The organism is Roseibium sediminis, from assembly GCF_008711325.1.
Lineage (GTDB): Bacteria > Pseudomonadota > Alphaproteobacteria > Rhizobiales > Stappiaceae > Roseibium > Roseibium sediminis.
Map to the genome: position 1 here is coordinate 81,898 of NZ_VXDB01000016.1, position 25,141 is coordinate 107,038.

General features: G+C 54.3%; 21 protein-coding genes and 1 pseudogene. 16 read left to right on the forward strand and 6 right to left on the reverse strand.

Annotated features, from left to right (window positions below):
• The first annotated feature begins 219 nt into the window (after positions 1-219).
• Genes flgF through flgH form a run of 4 tightly spaced genes read left to right on the forward strand, consistent with a single transcriptional unit; the run spans position 220 to position 3,507 of the window.
• Positions 220-960: a flagellar basal-body rod protein FlgF gene (flgF, locus tag F0155_RS16240; RefSeq protein WP_150525593.1), complete on the forward strand. Its 741-nt coding sequence runs from the start codon at positions 220-222 to the stop codon at positions 958-960.
• A gap of 21 nt (positions 961-981) precedes the next feature.
• Positions 982-1,764, forward strand: coding sequence for a flagellar basal-body rod protein FlgG (gene flgG / locus F0155_RS16245; protein WP_150525594.1), 783 nt, complete (start codon positions 982-984; stop codon positions 1,762-1,764).
• A 13-nt stretch (positions 1,765-1,777) separates the two neighbouring features.
• The gene (gene flgA / locus F0155_RS16250; protein ID WP_150525595.1) at positions 1,778-2,758 is read left to right on the forward strand and encodes a flagellar basal body P-ring formation chaperone FlgA; all 981 of its coding nucleotides are present in this window, start codon (positions 1,778-1,780) and stop codon (positions 2,756-2,758) included.
• The gene (gene flgH / locus F0155_RS16255; RefSeq protein ID WP_150525596.1) at positions 2,755-3,507 is read left to right on the forward strand and encodes a flagellar basal body L-ring protein FlgH; all 753 of its coding nucleotides are present in this window, start codon (positions 2,755-2,757) and stop codon (positions 3,505-3,507) included. Before flgA ends, flgH begins: the two co-directional genes overlap by 4 nt.
• Positions 3,508-3,708: 201 nt before the next feature.
• Here the strand turns inward: flgH and dksA are convergent, their stop codons facing one another.
• On the reverse strand, positions 3,709-4,125 hold the full coding sequence (gene dksA / locus F0155_RS16260; RefSeq protein WP_150525597.1) for an RNA polymerase-binding protein DksA: 417 nt from the start codon (positions 4,123-4,125) through the stop codon (positions 3,709-3,711).
• A gap of 165 nt (positions 4,126-4,290) precedes the next feature.
• Entirely contained in the window at positions 4,291-4,710 is a 420-nt protein-coding gene (locus F0155_RS16265) for a flagellar assembly protein FliX (protein ID WP_150525598.1), read from the reverse strand.
• Positions 4,711-5,006: 296 nt separating this feature from the next.
• Between F0155_RS16265 and F0155_RS16270 the strand changes: the two genes are divergently transcribed.
• From F0155_RS16270 to flaF, 12 genes are all read left to right on the forward strand, one after another.
• On the forward strand, positions 5,007-6,140 hold the full coding sequence (locus F0155_RS16270; protein WP_425299976.1) for a flagellar basal body P-ring protein FlgI: 1,134 nt from the start codon (positions 5,007-5,009) through the stop codon (positions 6,138-6,140).
• Positions 6,140-6,451, forward strand: a complete 312-nt coding sequence (locus tag F0155_RS16275) for a rod-binding protein (RefSeq protein WP_150525599.1) — start codon at positions 6,140-6,142, stop codon at positions 6,449-6,451. The genes F0155_RS16270 and F0155_RS16275 overlap by 1 nt, the downstream gene beginning before the upstream one ends.
• Entirely contained in the window at positions 6,448-6,936 is a 489-nt protein-coding gene (locus F0155_RS16280) for a flagellar protein FlgN (protein WP_150525600.1), read from the forward strand. The genes F0155_RS16275 and F0155_RS16280 overlap by 4 nt, the downstream gene beginning before the upstream one ends.
• Positions 6,937-7,128: 192 nt before the next feature.
• Positions 7,129-7,503 (forward strand): hypothetical protein, encoded by a 375-nt coding sequence (locus tag F0155_RS16285; RefSeq protein WP_150525601.1) that lies wholly within the window; start codon positions 7,129-7,131, stop codon positions 7,501-7,503.
• A 689-nt stretch (positions 7,504-8,192) separates the two neighbouring features.
• On the forward strand, positions 8,193-9,353 hold the full coding sequence (locus F0155_RS16290) for a flagellin (RefSeq protein ID WP_150525602.1): 1,161 nt from the start codon (positions 8,193-8,195) through the stop codon (positions 9,351-9,353).
• A gap of 345 nt (positions 9,354-9,698) precedes the next feature.
• Complete coding sequence (locus tag F0155_RS16295) at positions 9,699-10,862, forward strand: flagellin N-terminal helical domain-containing protein (protein WP_150525603.1); 1,164 nt, start codon at positions 9,699-9,701, stop codon at positions 10,860-10,862.
• A 301-nt stretch (positions 10,863-11,163) separates the two neighbouring features.
• Positions 11,164-12,309 carry a flagellin N-terminal helical domain-containing protein gene (locus tag F0155_RS16300; protein ID WP_150525604.1) on the forward strand — a complete coding sequence of 382 codons (1,146 nt, stop codon included), beginning with the start codon at positions 11,164-11,166 and terminating at the stop codon, positions 12,307-12,309.
• A 300-nt stretch (positions 12,310-12,609) separates the two neighbouring features.
• Positions 12,610-13,770, forward strand: coding sequence for a flagellin (locus tag F0155_RS16305; RefSeq protein ID WP_150525605.1), 1,161 nt, complete (start codon positions 12,610-12,612; stop codon positions 13,768-13,770).
• Between the two features lie 421 nt (positions 13,771-14,191).
• Positions 14,192-15,700 carry a flagellin N-terminal helical domain-containing protein gene (locus F0155_RS16310; protein ID WP_150525606.1) on the forward strand — a complete coding sequence of 503 codons (1,509 nt, stop codon included), beginning with the start codon at positions 14,192-14,194 and terminating at the stop codon, positions 15,698-15,700.
• Positions 15,701-15,981: 281 nt separating this feature from the next.
• Positions 15,982-17,490 carry a flagellin N-terminal helical domain-containing protein gene (locus F0155_RS16315; protein WP_150525607.1) on the forward strand — a complete coding sequence of 503 codons (1,509 nt, stop codon included), beginning with the start codon at positions 15,982-15,984 and terminating at the stop codon, positions 17,488-17,490.
• A gap of 89 nt (positions 17,491-17,579) precedes the next feature.
• Positions 17,580-18,068: a flagellar biosynthesis repressor FlbT gene (gene flbT, locus F0155_RS16320; RefSeq protein WP_150525608.1), complete on the forward strand. Its 489-nt coding sequence runs from the start codon at positions 17,580-17,582 to the stop codon at positions 18,066-18,068.
• Positions 17,956-18,330, forward strand: a complete 375-nt coding sequence (gene flaF / locus F0155_RS16325; protein WP_150525609.1) for a flagellar biosynthesis regulator FlaF — start codon at positions 17,956-17,958, stop codon at positions 18,328-18,330. Before flbT ends, flaF begins: the two co-directional genes overlap by 113 nt.
• A 625-nt stretch (positions 18,331-18,955) precedes the next feature.
• On the opposite strand, the gene F0155_RS16330 is transcribed toward flaF, so the two are convergent.
• The 4 genes and pseudogenes from F0155_RS16330 to F0155_RS16345 form a co-directional block, all read right to left on the reverse strand.
• Positions 18,956-21,472, reverse strand: coding sequence for an Hsp70 family protein (locus F0155_RS16330; protein ID WP_150525610.1), 2,517 nt, complete (start codon positions 21,470-21,472; stop codon positions 18,956-18,958).
• A gap of 11 nt (positions 21,473-21,483) precedes the next feature.
• Positions 21,484-21,852: a hypothetical protein gene (locus F0155_RS16335; protein WP_150525611.1), complete on the reverse strand. Its 369-nt coding sequence runs from the start codon at positions 21,850-21,852 to the stop codon at positions 21,484-21,486.
• On the reverse strand, positions 21,849-23,792 hold the full coding sequence (locus F0155_RS16340) for a hypothetical protein (RefSeq protein WP_150525612.1): 1,944 nt from the start codon (positions 23,790-23,792) through the stop codon (positions 21,849-21,851). The genes F0155_RS16335 and F0155_RS16340 overlap by 4 nt, the downstream gene beginning before the upstream one ends.
• 294 nt (positions 23,793-24,086) lie before the next feature.
• A pseudogene (locus F0155_RS16345) lies at positions 24,087-25,141 on the reverse strand (hypothetical protein); the annotation flags it as partial.

Consider the following 25,141-nt stretch of genomic DNA (forward strand, 5'->3'; position numbering starts at 1 on the left):
ATTAACATTCGTTACCAAAAGGTTAACGCCACCAACCCGGCAAAACTTGCCAACTGGTTAATCTTTGCCGGAATTCTTTGCCCTCCGCACCCCGAGCGTTTTTCTTTTACCCAGATTTTTCAGTAACTTGCCAATTGGCACGGTTCTCGCATTAACCATGTCGAGCAGGCGGTCTGGGGAGACCAAGCGCTCGTCGGGGAGCAAAAGGAACCGTTAACAATGGAGAATGCGCAACTTATCGCGCTCTCGCGCCAGTCCGCTCTGCGGAATCAGCTGAACGTTGTGGCCAACAACATGGCCAACATCAACACGGCTGGTTTCAAGGCTCAGCGGATGCTGTTCGAAGAATACATGATGCCGGTGGCCGAGGCGACCGAGTTCCAGAACCGTGACCAGGACCTGTTTTATGTTCACGACTATGGAACCCGCACTGATTTCCTGCCGGGAAGCATCAAACTCACGGGCAACGAACTGGACGTCGCTATCGAAGGTGACGGCTTTTTCGCCGTCCAGACCGCCGATGGCGGTGAGGCTTACACCCGCAATGGCACCTTCACCCTTGATGAAGGCGGTCAGCTGGTAACGCCGGACGACAAGCCGGTCCTGACCGATGGCGGCCCGATCAACTTCACGACTGCTGACGGCAAGATCGAGATTGCCCGCGACGGCACAATCTCCTCCGAGCTTGGAGTGCGTGGCCGCATCAAGATCGTGAACTTTGAAAATCCGCAGACACTCGTGCAGATGGGCGACAACCTCTTTTCCGGTGAAAACCCAATCCCGGTCACGAATGTGCGCGTTGCCCAGGGGGCAATTGAACAATCCAACGTCGAAGGCGTGGTCGAGGTCACCCGACTGATCGAGATCACCCGCGCCTATACCACGGTCAGCAAGCTGATCAAGGACGGCGACGATCTGCGCCAGAAGGCGATTTCAACCCTTGGACGGCTTGAAGCCTGAACCCGCAGAAGGAACTGAATCATGAAAGCACTCCATATTGCGGCAACGGGCATGAAGGCTCAGGAACGCAACGTCGAAGTGATCTCCAACAACGTGGCCAACCTGCGTACCACGGGCTACAAGCGCCAGCGCGTCGACTTTCAGGATCTGATGTATCAGAACCTGCGCCGCATGGGCTCCGAGACCTCCACCGCAGGCACCATCGTCCCGACAGGCGTGCAGATCGGCTCCGGTGTGAAGGTGGCTTCCACCTCCCGCATCATGAGCCAGGGCGCTGTTGAGCAGACAGGCAAGGAACTTGACCTTGCGGTGCGCGGCGAAGGCTTCTTCCAGATCGAATTGCCGGACGGCACCACCGCTTACACACGCGACGGTTCTTTCGAGCGCGATCCGAACGGAACCATCGTGACGGTTGATGGCTACACCGTTGTTCCAGGCATCACCATTCCGCAGGATTCACGCAACATCACGATCTCGACGGACGGCACTGTTTCCGCTGTCGATGGCGCGGGGGCAACCGTCAACCTCGGCCAGATCCAGGTCGCACGTTTTGTCAACAAGGCCGGTCTTGAAGCTATTGGCGACAACCTCTTCCTGGAAACCGAAGCAAGTGGCGCAGCTCAGGTCGACAACCCCGGTTCCGACGGGTTCGGCAGTGTTCAGCAGTACTTCCTTGAAATGGCTAACGTGGATGCAGTGACCGAGATCGCGGATCTGATCTCGGCCCAGCGCGCCTATGAGATGAACTCCCGTGTCATCAAGGCGGCTGACGAAATGTACTCCACCACGTCGAACCTGCGCTAAGGGGAGGCAGATCATGAAAATGCTTCGCTCTCTTTTCTCCGCGGCTCTTGTTCTGGCAGGCTCCGTCAGCTTTGCAGCTGCCGACCAGCGCCCGGTGCTGCGCTCGGAAGTTCACACGCTTTCAGAGATCGTCACCGTTGGCGACTTCTACTCAAATGCCGGGCTTGTTTCGCAAAAGCCGCTGTTTCGCTCTCCGGACTTTGGCACGACCGGCACCGTGCCTGCCGCCATGGTGGCGGAACGGGCAAAAGCTGCCGGGCTTGCCTCAGCCAGCACGGACGGCCTGCGTCAGGTGGTGGTTCACCGCCGCGCCGAGCTCTTCGATCAGGCACGGTTGAAGTCTCTGGTTGCAGAAACCCTTGCCAATCAGGATGCCAGCCTCGACGTTGCCGACCTGAACATCACCTTGTTCTCCAACGTGGGCACCATTCAGGCAAACCCGGCTGCCGAGCAACTGGTACAGGTCAACAATGTCCTGTGGTCACGCTCGGACGGACGGTTCACCATCAGCTTTTCCTTCGCCGGTGAATATGACCGCACCAATGTCAGCCTGAATGGCCACGCGCAGGAGATGCTGGAAGTCACTACCCTGCTCCAGCCGTTGAAGACAGGTCAGATCCTGCGCCTTGAAGACCTGACGACAACCCGCATGCCGCGCACCAAGGTTCCGGCCAATGCCGTTGGCAATCCCGATGAAGTCGTTGGCCTTGCCGCACGGTCCAGCTTGCGCGCCAACATGCCGCTGGCCCGCAACGACTTCACCAAGCCGATCCTGATCTCACGCGGAGAAAAGGTAACGATCACCTATGTGATTGGCGGCATGAAACTCACCACCCGTGGAAAGGCCATGGACGATGGCGCCAAGGGTGAGCCGATCGACATCATGAACCTCGACTCCCGTCGGATTGTTCCGGCCATGGTCCTCTCTCGCGGCCAGGTTCTGGCCCAGCCGGCCCATGCACAGATCGCCAGCGCGGAAGGACAAATCCAATGAGCCGCCTCAACATTGTTTCCCGGATTGGCCTTTGCGTTCTTGCAACGGCAACCCTGACCGCCTGCGGCACCGCAGACAAGCTGGCACAGGTCGGCAAGACCCCTGCCCTCAACGCGATCCAGGATCCGACCACCACTCCTGGCTACCGCCCTGTCCAAATGCCGATGCCGGAAGTTCAGCAGGCTCACTACAGCCCGAATTCCCTCTGGCGGTCTGGTAACCGTGCCTTCTTCGATGATCAGCGCGCCAATCAGGTTGGTGACATCCTGACAGTCATGGTCACGATTGCCGACAAGGCCGAGATCGACAACAAGACCGAGCGCAGCCGCAAGGACAACAGCGCAGCAGGTGCAGGCGGCGCACTTGGCAGCCAGATTGAAAAGTGGGTTCTGCCAGACGCAGCTTCCGCCAGCGCTCTTGCCTCCATCGACAGCTCCACCAACTTCTCCGGTGAAGGGTCAGTCGACCGCGAAGAGAAACTGCGCACCACCATCGCCGCCGTCGTCACACAGGTTCTGCCAAACGGCAATCTGGTCATCGAGGGACGTCAGGAAGTTCGGGTGAACTTTGAGGTCCGCGAGCTGATTGTGGCCGGCATTGTACGCCCGGAAGACATCGCCTCAAACAACACCATCGCCAGCGAGAAGATTGCTGAAGCGCGCATCGGATACGGCGGACGCGGCCACATCACCGATGCACAGCAACCACGTTATGGCAGCCAGGTCATGGATATCATCCTGCCCTTCTAAACGAGATACGCAGCCGGGACACCCGGCTGCAGCTTCCCCCAGCTGTGTTCACGATGGCGTTCTAGAAACCGGAAGGACCACAGCCGATCAAGGCACGGCGTCTCGCTCCCCGAGCGCCGTGCCTATCTCCCCCTCCCCACAACAAAAAACCCCTTTGGCACGCCAAAGGGGTTTCCCGTAAACTCTCGAAACAGGACGTGATCAGTCGTCCCGATAGACCTTTTCCCGGCGCTCATGCGCTTCCTGGGCTTCGATCGAAAGGGTCGCAATCGGACGGGCTTCAAGCCGCCGAAGAGCAATCGGCTCTCCCGTCTCTTCACAGTAGCCATAGCTGCCATCGGAGATTCGCTCCAAAGCAGCATCAATCTTGGAGATCAACTTGCGTTGGCGATCACGCGCACGCAATTCAATTGACCGATCAGTTTCTGAAGATGCCCGGTCCGCCAGATCCGGGTGATTTTGGCTTTCTTCCTGAAGGTTCGCGAGGGTTTCCTTGCTCTCCTTGAGGATCTCTTCCTTCCACGCCAGCAGCTTGCCCCTGAAATAGTCGCGCTGACGATCATTCATGAAGGGCTCGTCGTCGGTGGGTCGATACTCAGACTCTAATTCAACCGTCATCGATAGCTCCCAGTTACCGTTGGGTTGGGTGCATATATATAACCCGAGGGGAACAAGGACAACGTTCTTTCGGTAAAATTTCGGTTAGTAAAAAATGTTTCGTATCAAATACTTGCTGTAATATGAGCATTTTACCTGCAGTTGAATTAACCGGAATTCGCCAGCCTAACCGTCGAATCGGCCCAATTTCGCAAGCTCAACCCTGACGCGTAATTCGATCTCCCTGATCACCCCATCCACCTTTTCATCACCGCTGTCGACCTGCTTTCCGACCTCTTTTGCGAGCGCCTCAAGCCGGTCTTCGGAGACATGACCACCCAGCAAATCCGTCCGCAAGGTTTCAAGACCGTCCAGCAAAGAATGCCCGCGGCGTGCTGCCTCGGATGTCCGCGGGCTCTTGGGCAGCACTTCCTGCAAGGCAAGGAGAGCATCCATCCCCTGAATGGACGTGCCACCGGAAACCGGGCCTGCGCTGCCAGCCTCTTCCCCCATGTCGGGCTGGAAGGATGACCCATCGCCGCCCACGCGCTTCTTCGAACTGCGTCCCTGAACGCCGGAGATGGGGTTCTTGCCTGTAATTCGCATGTCTTTGTTATCCGTTTCGCCGAGTGGCGCGCGCCAGTTTGCGCTCAAGTCAGTTCTTGCCCAACAAGGTAATTGAGTCCGGGCCGACGCGGCAAGATTTGCCGACTACAGTACACGAATTCCACCCGCACAACGCGAAACTTTCCATAATTCAGATCATTTCGCGCTGAAATCCGCAGATTTCTGCGGCATAGCCGTTCTGCACAAGGCCCGCCCGTTAATTGGCACGGTTCTCGCATTAACCATTGCCAAACGATCACCTCTCAACGGCGGGTACGCGAAAAACCATGAAGAAGCTGCTTTCCATCGGATGCACCCTTTTCAAGACAACACTGGCAGCAGCCGTGGTTGTCGGCGTCGCCATTACAGGCATTTCAAGCGCAAATGCGGCCTCGCGGATCAAGGACATCGCCGACTTTGAAGGCATTCGTGAAAACCAGCTGATCGGGTACGGTCTTGTCGTTGGCCTCAACGGAACCGGTGACACCCTTCGCAACGCGCCGTTCACCCGGCAGAGCTTGCAGGCCATGCTGGAGCGTCTGGGCGTCAACACGCGTGGTGTCGATTTGAACACCAACACCGTGGCCGCCGTTATGGTGACCGCCAATCTGCCGCCATTCGCCACACAGGGCACTCGGATCGACGTGAATGTCAGCGCTCTTGGCAATTCCGGTTCCCTCCAGGGCGGCACCTTGCTGGTCACACCACTGGTTGCAGCAGATGGCGAAGTCTACGCGATTGCCCAGGGGTCGGTCGCCATCGGCGGCTTTTCCGCGCAGGCAGATGCCGCGTCGGTTACCCGCGGTGTCCCGACATCCGGCCGGATCTCGAACGGCGCCCTTGTTGAGCGCGAAGTCGAGTTCAAGCTCGCCTCCCTGACGACACTGCGCCTCGCCCTTCGCAATCCGGATCTGACCACAGCCCGCCGCGTCGCCCTGTCGATCAATGAGCTCATCGGCTCACCGACAGCCGAGCCGCTTGATCCGGGCACGGTCCGCATCGATCTGCCGCGTGAATTTGTCGGCAATATTGTTGACCTCCTGACAGACATCGAGCAGCTGATAGTCGAACCCGACATGATCGCGCGCGTCGTCATAGACGAAAATTCCGGCATCATCGTCATGGGTCAGGAGGTAAAAGTCTCCACGGTCGCAGTCGCGCAGGGCAACCTGACCGTTACGATTGCCGAGAATCCAGAGGTGGTGCAGCCCCTGCCCTTCGCAAATGGCGAAACAGCCGTGGTGCCCCGCTCGGAGTTGCTGGTGAATGACGACCCCAATGCGAAGCTGGCGATCGTTCCCGGCACGGTAACTCTCAAGCAGCTCGTCGACGGCCTCAACGCTTTGGGCATCGGCCCTCGCGATATGATCTCCATTCTACAGGCGATCAAGGCATCCGGCGCCCTTCAGGCAGAGATCGAGGTGCTGTGATGATGGACGCAACACAAGGCCTTCAGACACAAAATGACCCGCGCAGTGTTCTTCAGGGCGTCGCCGCGGGCAACCGCAGCGCGGCGAAGGATGCAGCAAAGGAATTCGAGGCTGTCTTCCTGAACAACATGCTCCAGATGATGTTCACCGACCTTGAAGAAGGCGGCACCTGGGGCGCAGGAAACGGCGCGGAAGCATGGCGCGGCATGTTGGTCAACGAATACGCGGAAGCAATTGCCGACGCAGGCGGCATTGGCCTTGCCAGTGCGGTTGAACGGGAACTCTTGGCACTTCAGGAAGCAGCACAATGACGGCTCAGGCACAGACACCAGATCTTCCCTTTTCCCTCGAACGCCCGACAAGCCCCACAGAGGCCGAGAACTTCTGCTCTGCCCTGATCGACACGATGGAGCGTCTTTTGAACGTGATTGAGCGGGAAACGGAACTCGTTCGCTCCGGCAGCCTCAAGGAAGCAGGCATTCTGCAGCCGGAAAAGGCGCGGCTCATTCATGAATATACGCGCGGCATGATGTGCGCCAAGCAGCACGCTGTGGCGCTCGGCAACCTCTCGCCGTCAGCCGCTGATCGCCTTCGCCGTCAACATGGCGAGTTCCAGCCCGTGCTGCGGATCAACCTTGCCGTGCTCGCAACCGCCCGCGAAGTGACAAATGACATTGTGTCCACGGTTGCCCGCGCAGTCGGCGCCCGCCGCCAGACCACGACATACGGATCTGCGGGACAGGCCCCGCAATCCGCAACGGCGGCAGAAGGGATCGCAGTCAACAGGTCCCTGTGACCGTTGACGGATAATATCTCTTCGCCGCGTTTCATGCCGCAGTCTTGGGCCAGATTGCGGCATGAAGCATTTTTATCTGCCGAAAAACGCAGGTAGCTAAAGTTTTAACGGTTCTCCTAATGGGATGTTCAATCCGTATCCGTACCCTCTCCAACATGGGTTAAATGTACTCAACACCCGGAGGACAGGACAATGGAAACGGGATTTGCCCGGTCGCCATTGCCGTCATACACGGCGATCACGTCGGCGACCCGGGCCCCGGAACGGAACGGACCAGCAGCACGAACGGAGTTGCCTGCTGGCAAGGCCGTCTCCCCGGCCCAGGATCTCGACGAGACACGCCGCTCGGCGGACAATGGGACCGTACGTGGTCAGGACGCTCGCCTGCCCCAGATCGAACGCAAGAATGTGGTCGATCCGGAAAGCAAGAGCCTGATCTTCATCGCGACGGACAGTGAATCCGGCGAAGTGGTTCGCCAGATCCCGACCGAGACGCTCAGAAAACTGCGCGCCTACGCGAAAACAATTGAAGAACAGACCGCACCCAAGACAAATCAGGTTGTCTGACGAAAAGCCAGAATGGCGTTGGTCAGGCAACCTGCCCTTTTTTCTCCCGATCATTATATTATCTGCAGGCAACCTCTGGTCGTGGCGGTATTCTTTCAAGATGACCTGCCTTGTCACCTTTCGGCCTCCCCATCGCCTCGCGTCAGGCCGCCTCTGCCTTCTTTGAGATACGCAGGTTCGTCTTCATAGGACGGCATCTTGCCTTACCCGCGTCGAAAACCATTCGTCCTAACGCAGGGAAAGGGCCGAAAAACGGACCCAAAACCGCACGCCTGCGACGAATTTGTTTAAAACAGGTCGAAATTTTTTTCTGACTTCCCAAGAGGCAACTAGAGGGAATTGTTAACGCAAGTGTGTTGAGCCCCTCGCCGCACCAACCGGCACACCGCAAGCGTTAATTCACTTTCAGCAAACCTTCAGGTTGCAAGCCCCTGCACGATATGCACAAGGAATTGATTTTTATCGTATTTTCCGAAAATTCGCTTTGGTAAATAACAAATAAAATTAACTTCAAATATTCACTTTCCGATTTCCATTTATTTACCAACAAAATTCACCACAAATTTTGACGATTACTTAAAGTTAAATCGTGGTAACTATAGTAATTAGGCAATACAATAATAATCATATCGTAGAGTTCGCTTGTCATTTAGAAAGAATGACTGGGGAAAAACAGAAGGAACTCTGTGATGGGTAGCATTACACTTTCAAGTGCCGTCCGGAATAACCTTGCATCCCTTCAGGCGACGTCAAACCTGATTGGTAAGGTGCAGGAACGGCTTTCTACGGGGAAGAAGGTCAACTCGGCTCTCGATGATCCGAACGCATTCTTTACGGCACAAGGTCTGAGCAACCGCGCGAATGACTTGCGCACCCTGCTTGATGACCAGGGACAGGCCATTCAGACACTGAAAGCTGCCGACAAGGGCATCAGCGCGATTTCTGATCTGGTCGATGCCGCAAAGGCGAAGGCCAACCAGGCCATTCAGACTTCGAATATCGCTGAACGCGAACAGTACGCTTCTGAATATAATGAGCTGCTGGGTCAGATCGAGGATCTGGCAAAGGATTCCGGCTACAAGGGCAAGAACCTTCTGGCTGGTACCGGCAACGATCTGAACGTGACCTTCAACGAAGACGGCACATCTGATCTGGACATTTCTGCGGTCGACTTTACCGATACGGCAACTGGCCCGCTGAAACTGACCGATCTGGCCAGCTCCACAGGCGGCACTGCGACGTTCTCCTTGAACAACGACGGTGCAACCGGCACACCCGCCCTCACCGGCGGTGCGCTTGTCACCCTGGATGACGCCTTTTCTGCAGGCGACACCCTGACGATCACCAACACGGCCGGCGAAGAAACCAAGATCGAAATCACCGACACGCTGACCGTCAGCCAGCTGGAAGCCGCCATCACGGCAACTTCCTCCGACACGACCGCATCTTTTGCGAGTGGTACGATGACGATCACATCCACTGACGAGACCGTTCAGATCAAGTCTGACAATGCCAGCTTCAACTCGGGCGCAACTTTGCAGGCCGGTACACTCGGCGGCTTTGGAACTGACAGCGGCATCGACGCGGTGGTCGAAAAGCTCAAGAGCGCTCAGGACAAGCTGCGTTCCCAGGCTTCGACTTTCGGTACGAACCTGTCGATCGTGCAAAACCGCGAAGACTTCACCAAGGCAATGATCAACACCCTTGAAGAAGGTGCCGGGAAACTGACCCTTGCAGACACCAACGAGGAAGGTGCGAACCTTCTGGCTCTGCAAACCCAGCAGTCCCTTGCCTCGACATCCCTGTCGCTGGCAGCTCAGGCAGAACAAAACGTTCTTCGCCTGCTTTAAAAAATACAAAACATAGGCGCAAACAAACCATGACTGGATAAGGCGGGCTTCGGCCCGCCTTTTTCATTTGCCTTGTGGCATGATTGACGGGCCGACAGATGCAAGTCGCAATTTCTCGCGATGACTGTAGAGGCATGACAAGGGCAAATCTGCCCCTCCTGTTACATCCGCCATTGTCAGGCAAGATTTCCAATCTGATATAAATTACAACGGTTTATAACTTTTTTAATGATGAAATATGTCGGATAAAACTGACAATAACATCTGAAAGCCAAGTTGCGTCATGTGTCCTGTGGTCGGGCCCAGAACGGGTCCAAGTATTGCGTACCCCAGAAAGGACACTCCATGAGTGACATCACGATTACCGCCGCCGTCCGTTCCAACCTGAACGCCCTTCAGGCAACATCAAACATGATGAGCCAGGTCCAGGAAAAGCTCGCTACGGGCAAAAAGGTCAACTCGGCGCTGGACAATCCGAACTCCTTCTTCACCGCAAAAGGCCTTGAGAACCGCGCAAGCGATCTGTCCACCCTTCTGGACGATCAGGGTCAGGCGATCCAGACCCTGAAAGCTGCCGACAAGGGTATTGGTGCCATCTCCGAACTGGTCGACGCCGCAAAGGCAAAGGCCAACCAGGCTCTCCAGACCTCCAGCATTTCGGAACGCGAGCAGTTTTCTCAGGAATACAACGAACTGCTGACGCAGATCGAGGACATCGCCAAGGATTCCAGCTACAAGGGCAAGAACCTGCTCGGCGGAACCGGCAACGACCTGAACGTTGTCTTCAACGAAGACGGCTCCTCCGACCTCGATATCAGCGCGGTTGACTATACCGACACGTCAAATTCCAAGGGTCTGAACCTTTCCGACCTGTCCGGCTCCGATGGCGGTACGGCGACCATCTCCCTGAACAATGACGGCGCAACCGGCACCCCGGCCCTCACCGGCGGCTCGGCCCTGACCCTGTCAAACAACTTCAGCTCGGGCGACACCCTGACGATCACCAACACTGCGGGTGAGGAAACGACCTTCACGGTCACCGACACCACCACCGTTGATGATCTTCGCACGGCCATTTCCGGTTCCTCGACGGACACTTCCGCCAGCTTTGCCTCTGGCACTCTGACCATCAGCTCTGACGATGAGACGGTTCAGATCAAGTCCGACAACAGCAACTTCAACAGTGGCAGCAACCTGCAGGCCGGTACACTTGGCAGCTTCGGGTCCGATGCGGATATTGAAAAGACCCTGTCTTCCCTGAAGTCCGCCCAGGACACCCTGCGCGCCCAGGCATCGACCTTCGGTACGAACCTGTCCATCGTTCAGAACCGTGAGGACTTCACGAAGGCCCTGATCAACACTCTGGAAGAGGGTGCTGGCAAGCTGACCCTGGCCGACACGAACCAGGAAGGTGCAAACCTTCTGGCTCTGCAGACCCAGCAGTCTCTCGCCTCGACGACACTGTCCATGGCGTCTCAGGCCTCCCAGAACGTGCTGCGCCTGTTCTGATCAAAAAAAATTTCGACAAGAAGGCGGGCCTCGGTGCCCGCCTTTTTTTATGCCTCGAAACTACCACTCGTTTTTCTTTCTTAGCTTTTGTTTTTTCTCGAATTTTCCCCTCGGATCTCCCCTAACGCCATCTCAGAACCCTTGTCAAAATTGACGTTAAGAGAGTCTTTCAAAAAGCAACCTTACGTAACCTTCTCATTGGCAATACAGCTTAACCTTGCATTAAGAGCCCATGTCGTTTCTAGCGATGCAACCACCCAGAAAGGGCTGGTTAAAAATACGACCTAGAAGGAATAGTATTATGAGTGGGATAACCATCACCAGCGCCGTGCGCAGCAACCTGAACGCACTTCAATCCACCGCTGAAATGATGAGTTCCGTGCAGAACAAGCTTTCAACTGGAAAGAAAGTCAACTCCGCACTCGATAACCCGAATTCATTCTTCACCGCCAAGGCCCTTGAGAACCGCGCCAGCGATCTCGCAACTCTTTTGGACGATCAGTCTCAGTCCATCCAGACGATCAAGGCAGCAGATAAAGGTATCAACGCAATATCTGAGCTCGTTGACGCGGCAAAGGCAAAGGCCAATCAGGCGCTACAGTCTTCGAGCAAAAGCGAACGACTCAAGTACTCGAAAGAATACAATGAGTTGATGACTCAGATCGAGGACATTGCCAAGGACTCCGGTTACAAAGGCAAAAACCTACTGGCCGGCTCACCAACAAACGATCTGAAAGTTGTCTTCAACGAAGACGGCTCGTCGAATCTCGACATCAAAGCTGTCGACTACACTGACACAACGAAAACAGATGGACTGAATCTCAGCGATCTTGCGGATGCCGACGGCATCGCGACTGGTAAAGATATCATACTGAAAAAAGGCACAACCGACCTTACAGCCACTGCAAAGGTGAGCGATGCAGATGGCTTCGCCGTCGGGGACGTTTTGACACTCACTGATTCAAAAGGCGCCGAAAAGAGCATCAAAATCACTGATACCATGACACTCAATGATTTGGCGACTGGGCTGGGAAGCCTCTCGGGTGACACGACGGCTACTGCCGCAGTCGGCAAAATTACGATCAAGAATGAAAAGGCAGCTCTGGATTTCTCCGGCGGTGGCCAATCAGTAAGCACCGGAACCTGGGGTGGTTTCGGGGAGGATTCCGCCATCGAAGAAACCTTGGGCAAACTAAAATCCGCACAAGACACCCTTCGCGCACAAGCATCGACCTTTGGTACAAACCTCTCCATCGTTCAAAACCGCGAAAGCTTCACAAAAGCGATGATCAACACGCTTGAAGAAGGTGCCGGCAAGCTGACTTTGGCAGATACCAATGCGGAAGGTGCAAACCTTCTGGCCCTGCAAACCCAGCAGCAGCTGGCCTCCACGTCCCTGTCCCTCGCCTCTCAGGCGTCGCAGAACGTGCTGCGTCTTATCGGCTAAGCCGCTGGAGCATTTCCAGGCGAAGTGGATACCGGTTCGCCGTCAGGAAATGCGCCAAATCAGATATTTAGAGCACGTCGAGTGTTTCAGTAAACGCGAGACGTGCTCTAGGACAAAAAGAAAAAACGACAAATCGAGGGTGGCGGACAGCAGTTCGCCGCCCCCGAGCCGCTAACACTTCCTTTACGTTAATTTCAGCTAACCACGTTTCTTCAGGATTCGTTACCTCGCCAGGATGCCCAATGTCACTCGCACCCAGGACGGGTGTCTGTACTGAGTACTCCTAGAAGGGACGAAACTATGAAAAGCGTAACTCTGGCGAGCGCCGTGCGCTCGAACCTGAATGCATTGCAGGCTACTTCTCAACTGATGAGCAATGTTCAGGAGCGCCTCGCAACAGGTAAGAAAGTCAACTCGGCTCTCGACAATCCGAACTCCTTCTTCACCGCCAAGGGCCTGGAAAACCGGGCAAATGACTTGAGCACCCTGCTTGATGATCAGGGCCAGGCCATTCAGACCCTCAAGGCAGCGGACAAGGGTATCGGCGCCATTTCCGAACTCGTTGATGCAGCAAAGGCGAAGGCCAACCAGGCTCTTCAGACCTCCAACATCAGCGAACGTGAGCAGTATGCCACTGAATACAACGAGCTGCTTACCCAGATCGAGGATCTGGCAAAGGATGCTGGTTACAAAGGCAAGAACCTGCTCGGTGGAACTGGCAACGATCTGAACGTGACCTTCAATGAAGACGGCACGTCTGATCTGGACATCACTGCAGTCGACTATACCGACACTGCAAATGGTCCGCTGAAGCTTACCGATCTGGCAAACTCCACTGGCGGCACCGCAACGTTCACTTTGAACAATGATGGTGCAACAGGTGCCCCTGCCCTGACCGGCGGCGCGCTTGTAACTCTGGATGATGCCTTCTCGGCAGGTGACACCCTGACGATCACCAACACGGCCGGTGAAGAGACCAAGATCGAAATCACCGACACGCTGACCGTCAGCCAGCTGGAAGCAGCCATCACGGCAACGTCTTCCGACACGACCGCATCGTTCGCCTCCGGCACGATGACGATCACCTCCACCGACGAAACCGTACAGATCAAGTCTGACAATGCGTCCTTCAACTCCGGCGCAACGCTTCAGGCTGGTACACTCGGCGGATTCGGCACGGACAGCAGCGTCGACTCTGTGCTGACCAAGCTGAAGAGCGCGCAGGACACCCTTCGTTCGCAGGCATCCACCTTCGGTACGAACCTGTCCATCGTTCAGAACCGCGAAGACTTTACGAAGGACATGATCAACGTCCTGCGTGAAGGCTCTGGCAAGCTGACCCTTGCAGACACCAACGAGGAAGGTGCGAACCTTCTGGCTCTGCAAACCCAGCAGTCCCTCGCCTCGACATCTTTGTCATTGGCAGCGCAGGCTTCTCAGAACGTGCTTCGCCTGTTCTAAGACAGCGCATATTGCAGAAAAATTTCGAAATGGCGGGCCTAGGCCCGCCATTTTTGTTTCCGCGCCTTCGTAAACTGCCGCCGGGAAGTTTGACAGGCGGCAAAAGGCGGCTTGTTAAAGTTTTCAGATACATCGCGATTATAACCAATGCGCAAATAGACAAGACAAATACACCTAAAAATTGCAGACAAAAATTATTTTGACGAAAAGTCATTTTTTGCAAAATACGGAAAACTATAGCAAATTTTCGAAAAACGCCTCCCCAACACAACCCAAAACACACTAACTCCCCTAGGTCATTAACCATTGCTTTACCCTGTTTTGGGAGGTTTTTACCGACTGTTAGGGTTAACAGTAAGTGATGCCTAACGTTCCGCTCAGGAAGAGCGACAGTATTTGTTGACCTAGGAAGGGGAAACCTATGGGTAGAGATATCACGTTGTCGGCTGCCGTCCGGCAGAACCTGTTGACGCTTCAAACCACTGCGGACCTGATGTCCGGCGTCCAGAACAAGCTGGCAACTGGATTGAAGGTCAATTCCGCCCTCGACAATCCGAATTCATTCTTCACCGCATCCGGCCTGAACAGCCGCGCAAAAGACCTGAGCACCCTGCTCGATGACATGGGCCAGTCGCTTCAGACGATCAAGGCCGCCGACAAGGGTATTCAGACGATCACCGATCTGGTTGAAACCGCAAAGGCCAAGGCAAACCAGGCCCTGCAGACGCAAAGCCAGTATGAGCGCAAGACTTTTGCCAAGCAGTACAATGAACTGCTTGAGCAGATCGAAGATGTCGCGAAGGATTCGTCCTACAAGGGCAAGAACCTTCTTGCTGGCGATGGCAACGACCTGACCACCATCTTCAATGAGGACGCAACCTCCAAGCTGACGATCAAGGCCGTTGACTACACCGACACGACCTTGTCCGGTGGCCTCAACCTGTCCGACCTGGCAGAAGGCGAAGGCGCAGCAACCTCCTTCGGCATCAATGGCGGTTCCCAGAAACTGACATTCATTGATGGCGCCGGCCAGGTTCTGAACTCCGCCTCCAAGCTGAGCGAGTTCACCGGCATTGCGGTCAACGACGTCATTCAGCTCTTTGACGACGCAACAACCGGCGCAGTTGTCGGCGGTGTTTCTCTTACCGTCACCGCAGGAACCACGGTTCAGGACCTGATCAACGAGCTGGAATCTGCTCCGGGCGTTCGCACCGAGTTCGACCAGACGACTGGCGAACTGACGATCATCTCCAACGAAACAGCCGACCTGCGCAACAACGGCGCCAGCGGCGGCAACACCGGTGACCTTGTCGCAATCACCGCTGCTGCAGCTACATCCAGTTCTGCCCTGCTGAAGAGCACCGCAGGTTTCAAGGTCGGTGACACCCTGACCCTGACTGACGGCAACAACTTCGAGCTTGGTTCCCTTGAAATCGAAGACGACACCACGATCCGCGATCTGGTCGACTTCCTTGATGATTTCAACGGTGTCAGCGCGTCTTTCAATGCCACCACCGGTCGCGTGGGCCTTGAATCAGACACGGACCTATCACTCACCAGTGACAACACGAACTTCAATGCCGAAGCCTTTGCCGCCGACGCGGACGGGGTCACCATCAGCGCACTGTCAGACAGCGGCTTTGCAACTGACAATGACATCAACCGCGCGGTCGACCGGTTGAACACGGCGCTTTCGAACCTCCGGGCCCAGGCATCCGAATTCGGTACAAACCTGTCCACGGTTGAAATCCGAAAGGACTACACGAAGGCGATGATCAACACGCTGCAGGAAGGTGCAGGCCTCCTCACCCTTGCAGATACCAATGAGGAAGGTGCAAACCTCCTGGCCCTCCAGACCCGCCAGCAGCTTGCCTCAACCTCCCTCTCCTTCGCTTCTCAGGCGGACCAGACGGTGCTCTCACTCTTCTAAGTGTAGAATCAGCCGATCTGACGACATACAACCTGACGACCAGCATGGCGGGTATTATTACCCGCCATTTTTTTTATTCATCAGAAGTATCCAGAAAAATCGCCAAAAAAATTTCGTTAAGATTCAAAGGGTTGAAAAAAATCTTTTGGTAACCTCTCTTTACAAAGTGTTAAGAGGTGCACGGAAAAGCGATTTCACCATTAGAATTGCACCTAATTGCCTGTAGGCGCTGCAGTAAAAGCGCTCCGGCAGAACAAGTGCAACTGATGCGGTGACCCCTGATGAGTGATATTGTCCTTACAAGTGCAGTCCGGGAAAACCTTCTGGCCCTGAAAAACACTGCAGATTTGCAGTCACGGACGCAGAACCGTCTGTCGACAGGTTTGAAGGTCAACTCCGCGCTCGACAACCCGAACTCCTTTTTTACGGCTGCCGGACTGAACTCACGCGCCGGAGATCTGGGAAGCCTGTTGGACGCAATGGGCCAGGCGGTTCAGACCATTCGCGCAGCAAATGATGGTATCGAGGCCATCACAAAACTGGTGGAATCGGCAAAAGCAATCGCCAATCAGGCCCAGCAAACGCAGAGTGAATACGAACGCAAAACCTTCACCAAGCGTTATAATGATATTCTCATTCAGATCGAAGATCTGGCGAAGGACTCAGGCTACAAGGGCAAGAACCTGCTTGCCGGTCTGGGCAATGAGCTGGAAGTCATCTTCAATGAAGACAGCACTTCCACACTGACGGTCAATCCGGTCAACTACACCGATACAGCCCTTGAAGACGGTTTGAACTTGGCCGATCTGGCATCCGGAGGCACCGGCACCAGCTCCTTTACCATTCAGGGCGGCACTGTCGAACTGGACCTTGCCACTCTTCAGGCCTCGTCAAACCTGACGGATCTCGCCCAATGGGCAGATGGCGACGTGGTCACCATTACCGACGGCACCAACACCAAGACACTGACTGTCGGGACTGATATCACAACGGTTCAGGACTACATCGATGCCATAAATGGGCTGGGCGGTGTTCATGCCTCCTTCGACGAAGGCACGGACAAGATTACGATTGCTTCTGGCCTTGGAACCGGCGTCACCCTTGCTGTCAGCAAGAATAATGCCGGCGGCGGGACGGCCACCAATGGCGGCATTGCGGCTGGTACGGCAACGCTAACCACCACCGCATTGACTGCCAGTGCAAAGCTGACGGACTCAGGCGGCTTCAAGATCGGCGACACCATCACGATCACCGACGGCAACGGATTTGAACCCGCATCCATTGAAATCGATGAAGAAACAACCGTTGAAGACCTTGTCACCCTGATCGACAACGTCAAAGGCCTCGATGCCACCTTCTCTGGCGGCAGCATCAGCCTGATTGGTGAAGTCACATTCACGATCGGCAGCGACAACAGGGATTTCAACCAAGGCACGTTGAATGTCACCGACCCGGTCCCGAAATCCGAAGTCTTGCTGACTGCGGCATCGTCCGAATTCAAGTCCGACACTGACATCAACCGGATCTTGCAGGCAGTTAACGCTGCACTGGATGAGCTGCGGTCCTCCGCAAGCTCCTTGGGCGCGAGCCTCTCCACAGTCCAGATCCGGACCGATTTCACCGAGGAACTGATCAACACTCTCGAAGTGGGTGCAGGTGCCCTGACAATCGCGGATATGAACGAGGAAGGTGCAAACATGCTGGCCCTGCAAACACGCCAGCAGCTTTCTTCCACAGCTCTCTCACTTGCAAACCAGGCAGAACAAAGCGTCCTGAGCCTCTTCGGCTAAGGTCTTCGGGGAATATGGTTAAAAGCTACCCGGTCGGTTAAGGTTTTGGTTAACATTTGGGAGCGATACTCACACTCGGAGGTCTCAGAATGGCGCTCAAGGTCGAACTGAAACCCGGCGAAAGAATTATCATCGGTGAAAGTGTCATCACCAATGACAATCAAAGAACGCGTCTCTTCATCGAAGGGCAAGCGCCAATTCTCCGGGAAAAGGACATATTGACACCGGAAACTGCGGACACTCCTGCAAAACGCGTCTATCTGGCAGTACAGCTCATGTATCTGTCTGAGGACTTGGAGAAGATTCAGGAAAACTACTTCACACTTGTCAACGATATCGTTCGTGCAGCTCCCAGCACCATCCCGTACATCACGCGGATCAGTAATGCGATTATCTCGGGAGCCTTCTACAAGGCGTTGAAGGAAGCTAAGAAGCTTATTGAGTACGAGAGGACGCTAATAAGTCATGTACAAGCAGGCAGCGCAGGCTTATCAAAAAACGAGCCAGGTGGCGGTGTCCCCGAGGGAGCTGGAAGCGAACCTCCTTATGAAGGCTGCAGCCCGGCTTCAGCTGGTTAAGGACGAGTGGAAACAGTCCTCGTTGGCGCAGCGCGATGACGCGCTGACCTACAATCGCAAGCTCTGGACCATTCTTGTCACCTCTGCGACCAATGGAGACAACCCGTTGCCGCAAGAGATCAAGAACAACATCGCGTCTCTCGGCGTTTTTGTCTTCAAGCAGACCATGGAAGCCATGGCTGACGAGGAAGGCAACAAGCTGAACTCTCTCATCAGCATCAACCGCGCCATCGCGGAAGGCTTGCGCGCTCGGGCAGAATAAGCTCTTCGCACCCACCGCTTGTTCCGGGCGAGCTTCGTCAGACAGATTTTTATATTCCCGTCAATCCTGACGGCGGCCAGTTTCCATCCAAACGTTATAATTTCTCTTGCCAAACTCACCTTCATGTCACGACCAAAACGGTTTTCAAACGACTTCGATCGAGCGAGTTGAGGGCATAATACCGACCTCAAAAGACAACAAACTATCTGATGGCCTCGATCCGCTTTGTCCAGTAAGACGCGCACACTAAGCAGGATGGCCTGACTGGCCGTTCAAGCAGCGCAACGCTGTCCGGCAAGCCGGAGCGAGCCACCCAAGGCCGCGTTTGGGCATTGCACGGCTGCGTTACAGGTTTTGAACGATAAACCATATCGCCCTGCAACCTGCTCCTTGCCTAACAGCTCCTAAACACGGTCAGATAGGTTTTTGTCTTTTAATTTGGTGTAAAATCAGATGCGATTGCTACACCCATCTCCTTTGCGCACGCCACAATCAATTAATTTCAAGTGACAGTTTACTTATTAGAACTACTGGCTCGGCACCCATCTAACCATCACAAAATCGAAAACTGTCAGGGTAGTTCAAATAGAACCTCGATCACGGCTTAATAGTAGCTCCAGAAGCCTCACCGGCCCAATATGTGTGCCAGTTCTACGATTTCTCGTGCATCTCCACTTCCAGGCATTTGATTTTCGAACATTCGTCCGATTACTTTTTTCAGCTGTTCCAAATCTTCACACCTCACAGCCGCAATGCCTTCGACGATGTGTTTCTCGTGAAGCTGTGGATCAACTGCTAGTTCGCTGCTTTCAGCCAAGTTTCGAAACAAACCAATAAGGTAATCCGGGCTTTGCACCATGAGCTTCATTCGAATGCCACGCATTTCTTCAATACTGTTGCGGGCTGCCTCATAGTCCTGCTCGCGCACCAGCCTTCGCGCACTGGTCACCAGGCGCTCATAACGACTGGTTTCCGCTTCACTCGCGATGATCCGGAGCACATCGAAATCCTCCTCGGCCTCTATGATCTCGGTGTCCAGAACACGTTTTTCGTTTTCAGGAGACATGCGTAATAGCGCAATCTCCTGCCGCAACCGGCGCGCTTCTTCAGCAACAGATCGGTTCGTGTCGGCCTCTGTTGAAGTGGACAGGGACAAATGCTGGCGCTCAATTCGCTTGTGCAGTTTGCCCGAAGGATCCGCAGCTTCATGCAGGATCTCGCTTAGTTCTTCCAGATCCTGCTCCGCCTGCGCCAAAAGGCACGATGCAATTTCGGAGCCAAGTTGTCCCTCGTAGTTCTTGTGCCCGGCAGGAGCCAGATAGAGATTTGCTGCATCAATGATTTTGCCGAGTGTTGGTAGTTCGACGGAGAAACTCATTAGACCGTTATCACGCATTTTCCAGTGAACCAGGACTTTATCTCCGCGATTGAGCCGCTCACCAACATCGAGTCCCGATGCAGCGCTCAGATGGAAATCTCCAATATGGAGATTGCGTTCTGGATCCTCGACACCTTCCGCCATTTCATAAAACTGGAAAGAGATATGATCGTTTTCCCCGCCCTTCAGGGTTTTCGCCGCTCGGAATATCTCCTCGCCTTCAGCTGGAAGACTGGCCCCCTTGCGCAGCAGTGGGGACAAGACGTTCCGTTCAGCTCCAACAATTCCGGCTTGGATCTTAACCGCCAGCGTATAGGTCATCGGGATGGCGGCCGCGCTTGCCGCTGTGCGAACAATCGTGATTTGCCGACTCACATCCTCGACTTCTTTGCCGAATGGATCGCTGACCTGGATTTTGAAGCGATTTTCACCGTCCTTACTTAGGTGCAAAGTCAGGGTCACCGGACCATCAATTGGTTTCTTGCCGCTCGTGCGGCCATCTTCGTCGAGAACTTCAACTTCAAACCCAGCCGGGATTTCTGTTCTGGGTTTCAACAACAGCCTTGTTGCGTCATCTGAAACGCGGCCTTTAAAATCAAAGGTCAAAGCAATAGATCCGGTCACATTCTCGCTGACACGCGTCTCCTTGCGGGTTGACCCAGCGTTTGTCCAATCCCGGCTTTCTGCGAAAATGGCAGCCCCGCAGGCCACGGCTGTCATCGGATCAAGCCCTTGTTCGACTTCTATTGCCAACTCGTCTTGCAGCAATTGCCGAACAATTGGCATTTTTGAGGGACCGCCAATAGGCACGACCCGCGATATGTCTTCATGAGTGTAGCCGTTTGAATGGATTATCTTACGACATAGGTCAATTGTTTCGTCTAACCGATCTCGAATCAGATTCTCGACCTGGTCCCGTGAAATCTCGAGCGAGATATACATCTCGGTTCCTTGTTTATCCAATGCCCGGAGCTCATCTTCACTGGCGAAGATCGAGGCACTGCTGGAAGCTGACAACTGGATTTTCGCGCGTTCGATGGAAAAACGGGCAATCTTAGCTATATGGGCGTAGTTGTCTTCCGTCTGGAAATGTTCTGGAAGATCAAAATTGCAGACGAGCCAAGGCCGGACAAACTCATCGAAGATGGTTCGATCAAAGTCACGACCTCCGAGCATGTTGATGCCTTCATGGGCAATGACATTGACGGCGCCCTGTGTGCTCAGAACAAGCGCAACATCAAACGTGCCTCCGCCCAAGTCATACACCAAGAAGACGCCGTCTCGCTGCTTACTATTCGCAATCGAGGCCATGGCAGCAGCGACGGGCTCCTGCAACAGTGTGACTCGATCTAGGCCGGCCATATTAGCCGCAGAAATCGTCGCCTCATTTTGCATTTGGTTGAAGGCAGCAGGAATCGTAATCACGGCACCAGCAATATCCTGCATCCCTGTTTCCGTTACCGCCTGACTAACAAGGGTCTTAATGATCTCGGAACTGCACTGTTCGGGCGTCCAGATATTTCCGGCAAATTGGATGGGGCTTTTCGTGCCCATGAGCCGTTTAAACCCCGAAGCCACATTATTGGGCGCTGTGAGCAAACGATCCTGCGCCGCCTTGCCCACAAACCGATGCCCCCGTCGATCCAAGTATATGACGCTAGGAAGCACATCAGACCCGTCCCCGGATTTGAACAGCCGAACCTGTCCATTTACGTAGCCAACAACTGCAGAGTTCGACGTTCCAAGATCAATTCCGAGATACACGTAAGTTCTCCTCAATAATTATTTTGAGCAACAATCACGCGTCCAGGACGGACAACGCGCATGTCACAAATTATGGCCGGCTCAATCGTCCTGGTTACAATCAGCGCTGTTTCGTTTTCAAAATCATCTTCGTTGTCCGCTGAGGCTGCTATACCGGGCTCAAAAACCAGCCCTTCAAATTCGACGATCCGGAACCCGCAGCGGTCAGCGAATCCGTTCAACTGCCTGACTGCATATTTGGTTTGCGACAGAAGTCGTTTGGACTCCGCCTCCTGAAGTTGGCCCGCCGCTTTTACCGCCCCCCGTGCGAGTTTCCAGTAGTCGACAAGAAGATCAGCCAAACCTGGAACAATGTCAGCACCTGTAATAAGTGGGGTCACTTTCCGAAGGTCCTTCTTGCTTCTTGTTGCAACTTAGTTGAAATTTTGGCTGTTTCAGCTTCAATTTTCTCTTTTATTGATGGTCGGAACCGATAGCTTGAACAACGCGCGTTCCAATCAGCGACAAGCTTGTTGAAGTGGCCGATCTCCGAATTAGTCAGGTAGAGGTTGCGCATGTATTCCAAGCGTTCCTGCTGAAAAATACAGTAGCGCAACTGGCCTTCGGACAAGGTCATCCCAGATGCGATCGGCGGCTTCAGCTCAGGATACGTAGGCGTCGTCTTTCGTTTTGGAACGGGTATTCCCGGAGCATTCGTCTTTGACAATGTGACCGACGGACTTGACTGTATCTGAGCAGTTGAATACGGGCGGTCTCGGCGGTCATCCTCCATATTGATGACAAAAATGACGAGGCCAATTGCAGCGAAAATGCCCCATTTAATGTATTTGACGGCCTTCTTTTGCTGAATTTTCTTTTTCAGTTGGGCATATTCGCGCCTTTTTTCTGGTGCCGCATCGGAGCTCAAGTCATCCAATATCCGCATGGCAGCCGCCGGGTTACTTAAATTGGCTTGCAGTTCACCCAGTTTCCAGTTTTCGCACAACGTGGCACGGTCTTCCGTCAGTTTCTCCCGTACGTTGTTCTGCAGCGAGCTGCAGGCATGAGTAACCAGTCCATCGATTAGCAAAAACGCCGTCTCCGGATCATTCTTGTCATTGTTCCAATACAATCCCAGATCACGTACAATTAGATATGAGATGCTTGGGTCCGCCAAATTGGAATTGGCCTGGTTGAAAGCGGCCGCAATCCGGCCAACGACACCTTGAGCGCGTTCGCTAAACCCGTTTGCGCGCAGAGCGGATTTTATAAGTGCGTTGGGGGTGTCCTTGGCCGCTTCGCATGCCTCGAAAAGCGGCTGCAAGAGTCGATTGCTTTTTTCTTGCTCAATCAGCTGTTCGAGATCAAAGACATCGCCGCGTAGCGTTTCTGCAGCCGATTCGAGTTCCGGAAAAGTCCGAAGCAGCGCCTCGGACAATTGCAAGGAAGCCTCAAAGCAATTGTGGTTGTTGGCTAGATCGATGCTGAGTTCGCGAAGGCCTCGATATAGCGCCTTGGACCTCGGCTCCTCGTGCCCTCGAGATTGGTCATACAGCTGGACAGGCTGATTGATTTCATCCCATCGGAACAGCAATCCATCGATGTCTTCGATATGTGCCTTAAGGTCATCTTCAGCGATCCTGACCCTTTCCACTGCATACTCGATTTTTTGTGAGATAACAGCGAGATCGCTTTCGCTGCTCTTGTCGTACTCCCGCACAAGGTTTTTTAGAAACGTGCTATCTGCTTTACGGGCCAGTTCTTTCTCAACAATTGTATTCATCAACAAACCTGGAACACCAGAACGCCAGATGGCGTTGGCCGCTACCGCCGCTTGTTGAAGGCAAAGGGAAGACAACGCGCCTTCAATTCGCGACGAATCCGCTAAAGGAAAACCAGCTAGTTTTCTGTTTTCGTTGATAAATTCGACCGCTGCGCTGACCCTGATATTGTCCCAGCACTTGCACAAGGAACGGACGAGCGCTTCGGTTCCTTCGGTCTGAGACAAGCAATGGGCAAGGATGTTGGCCCTGGCGAGTTCCGGAAAGTGGTCGGTTTGTTCTGGGAGCTGGTTCCACTCTTGAGCGCTGATGGCCTGAAGGGCTTTTGTCGTTTGTTGTTGGCTGAGTTCCGGCAACCAGCTCAGTTCCTCAACAAGCCGTTTAAGTGGTGTCACAAGAGAATGTTGAGCGTTGAGCAATGCTTCCTGCGGAATGGTCCCTTCGAATTCAGCATCTTCCAGGAGATCTGAAATTTCAGCTGCAGAGGAGGGGTAGTCCGCCTTAAGAATATGAAATCCGTTTAATAAAAGATCCGATGAAGACCTCAATTTGATACTCACATGTTATGATTTCAAAACAATTCGGAAGCTCGCATAGCGATAGTGCGCAAATCAACCAAAAAATGAAGAATCGCACGCCACAATCAATTAATTTCAAGTGACAGTTTACTTATTAGAACTACTGGCTCGGCACCCATCTAACCATCACAAAATCGAAAACTGTCAGGGTAGTTTACACTATTCGACTTGAGTCAGTTGATTGACAAAAACAGCCTGCCCGGTTTCCCGGACAGGCCGTGTTCGTGAGGAATGAACGCCCCTTCGGCACCAGCCTTAGGAGCGCTGCGTTCAACTTCACTTCTTGGCAAACCAGACGTCTTCGGTGAGCATCTCGCCGTTGTTTGCAGTTGACTGCATCAAGGTCTCGCCGCGCTCGTTCTTAACGTCGTTGCGCTGTGTCGAGAGCTGGTTCACACCGGCATCAGCTGCAGAGCGGAGCTCGCCAGCGTCCACATCACCATCCATGTTGGCATCAACCCACACACCCATGTTGGCCATTTCGTCGCCGGTCAGCTGACCGTCACCGTCCTGGTCATAGGTGGCCATTTTCTGGTAGCCGTCTTCATAGCGACCACCCTGGTCACCCATCAGGGCATTGCCGTCGATCTCGCCGTTTTCGCCGATCTTGGTCATGTCGACAACAAGGCCGTCACCGCCATTGATCCACTCGACCTGCTCCTTGGTGCCATCACCATCGATATCAAAGGCGATTGTTTCACCAACCTGACCATCGACACGCTCCTTGGCAGTCGACACGCCGGTTGTGGAGATACGACCGTCACCATTCAGGTCTACCGCCACCGGAGAGGCAATCTTGTCCCTGCCCCTACCGTTGTCATAGTCGGCAATCTTCTGACCTTGCGGGTTCAGGATGTGATACTTGCCATCGCCCTGGTGAACAGCCTTGTAGCCATCTTTCAGCACACCGTCTTTGAAGGTATAACCGCCGTCAGCCTTGTTATACTTGCCATGGCCCGCAAGCCATTTGCCATCCTTGCCCTTCACGTAGTCGATAGCTGCCTGATCGGCTGCGGAGATCTGCGGCTGAACCGGAACTGGCTGTATACCAGCATTCGGAACGGCCTGCCATACGCCATTGTTGTTCACAACAGTCCAGCCGCCATTGTCGCCGCCGCCACCATTGTTTGCACCACCGTTGACGACCTGCCAGGTGCCGTTGTTGTTCACAACTTGCCAGTCACCGTTGTTGCCGCCAACCGCATTTGCGCCACCAGCATCAACATTGATTGCCTGCCACGTGCCGTTCTCGTTCAGAACAGCCCAGCCTCCGTTGTTCCAGCCACCGTTGTTCCAACCGCCGCCATTGTTGGCGTCACCGCCGTTCCAGC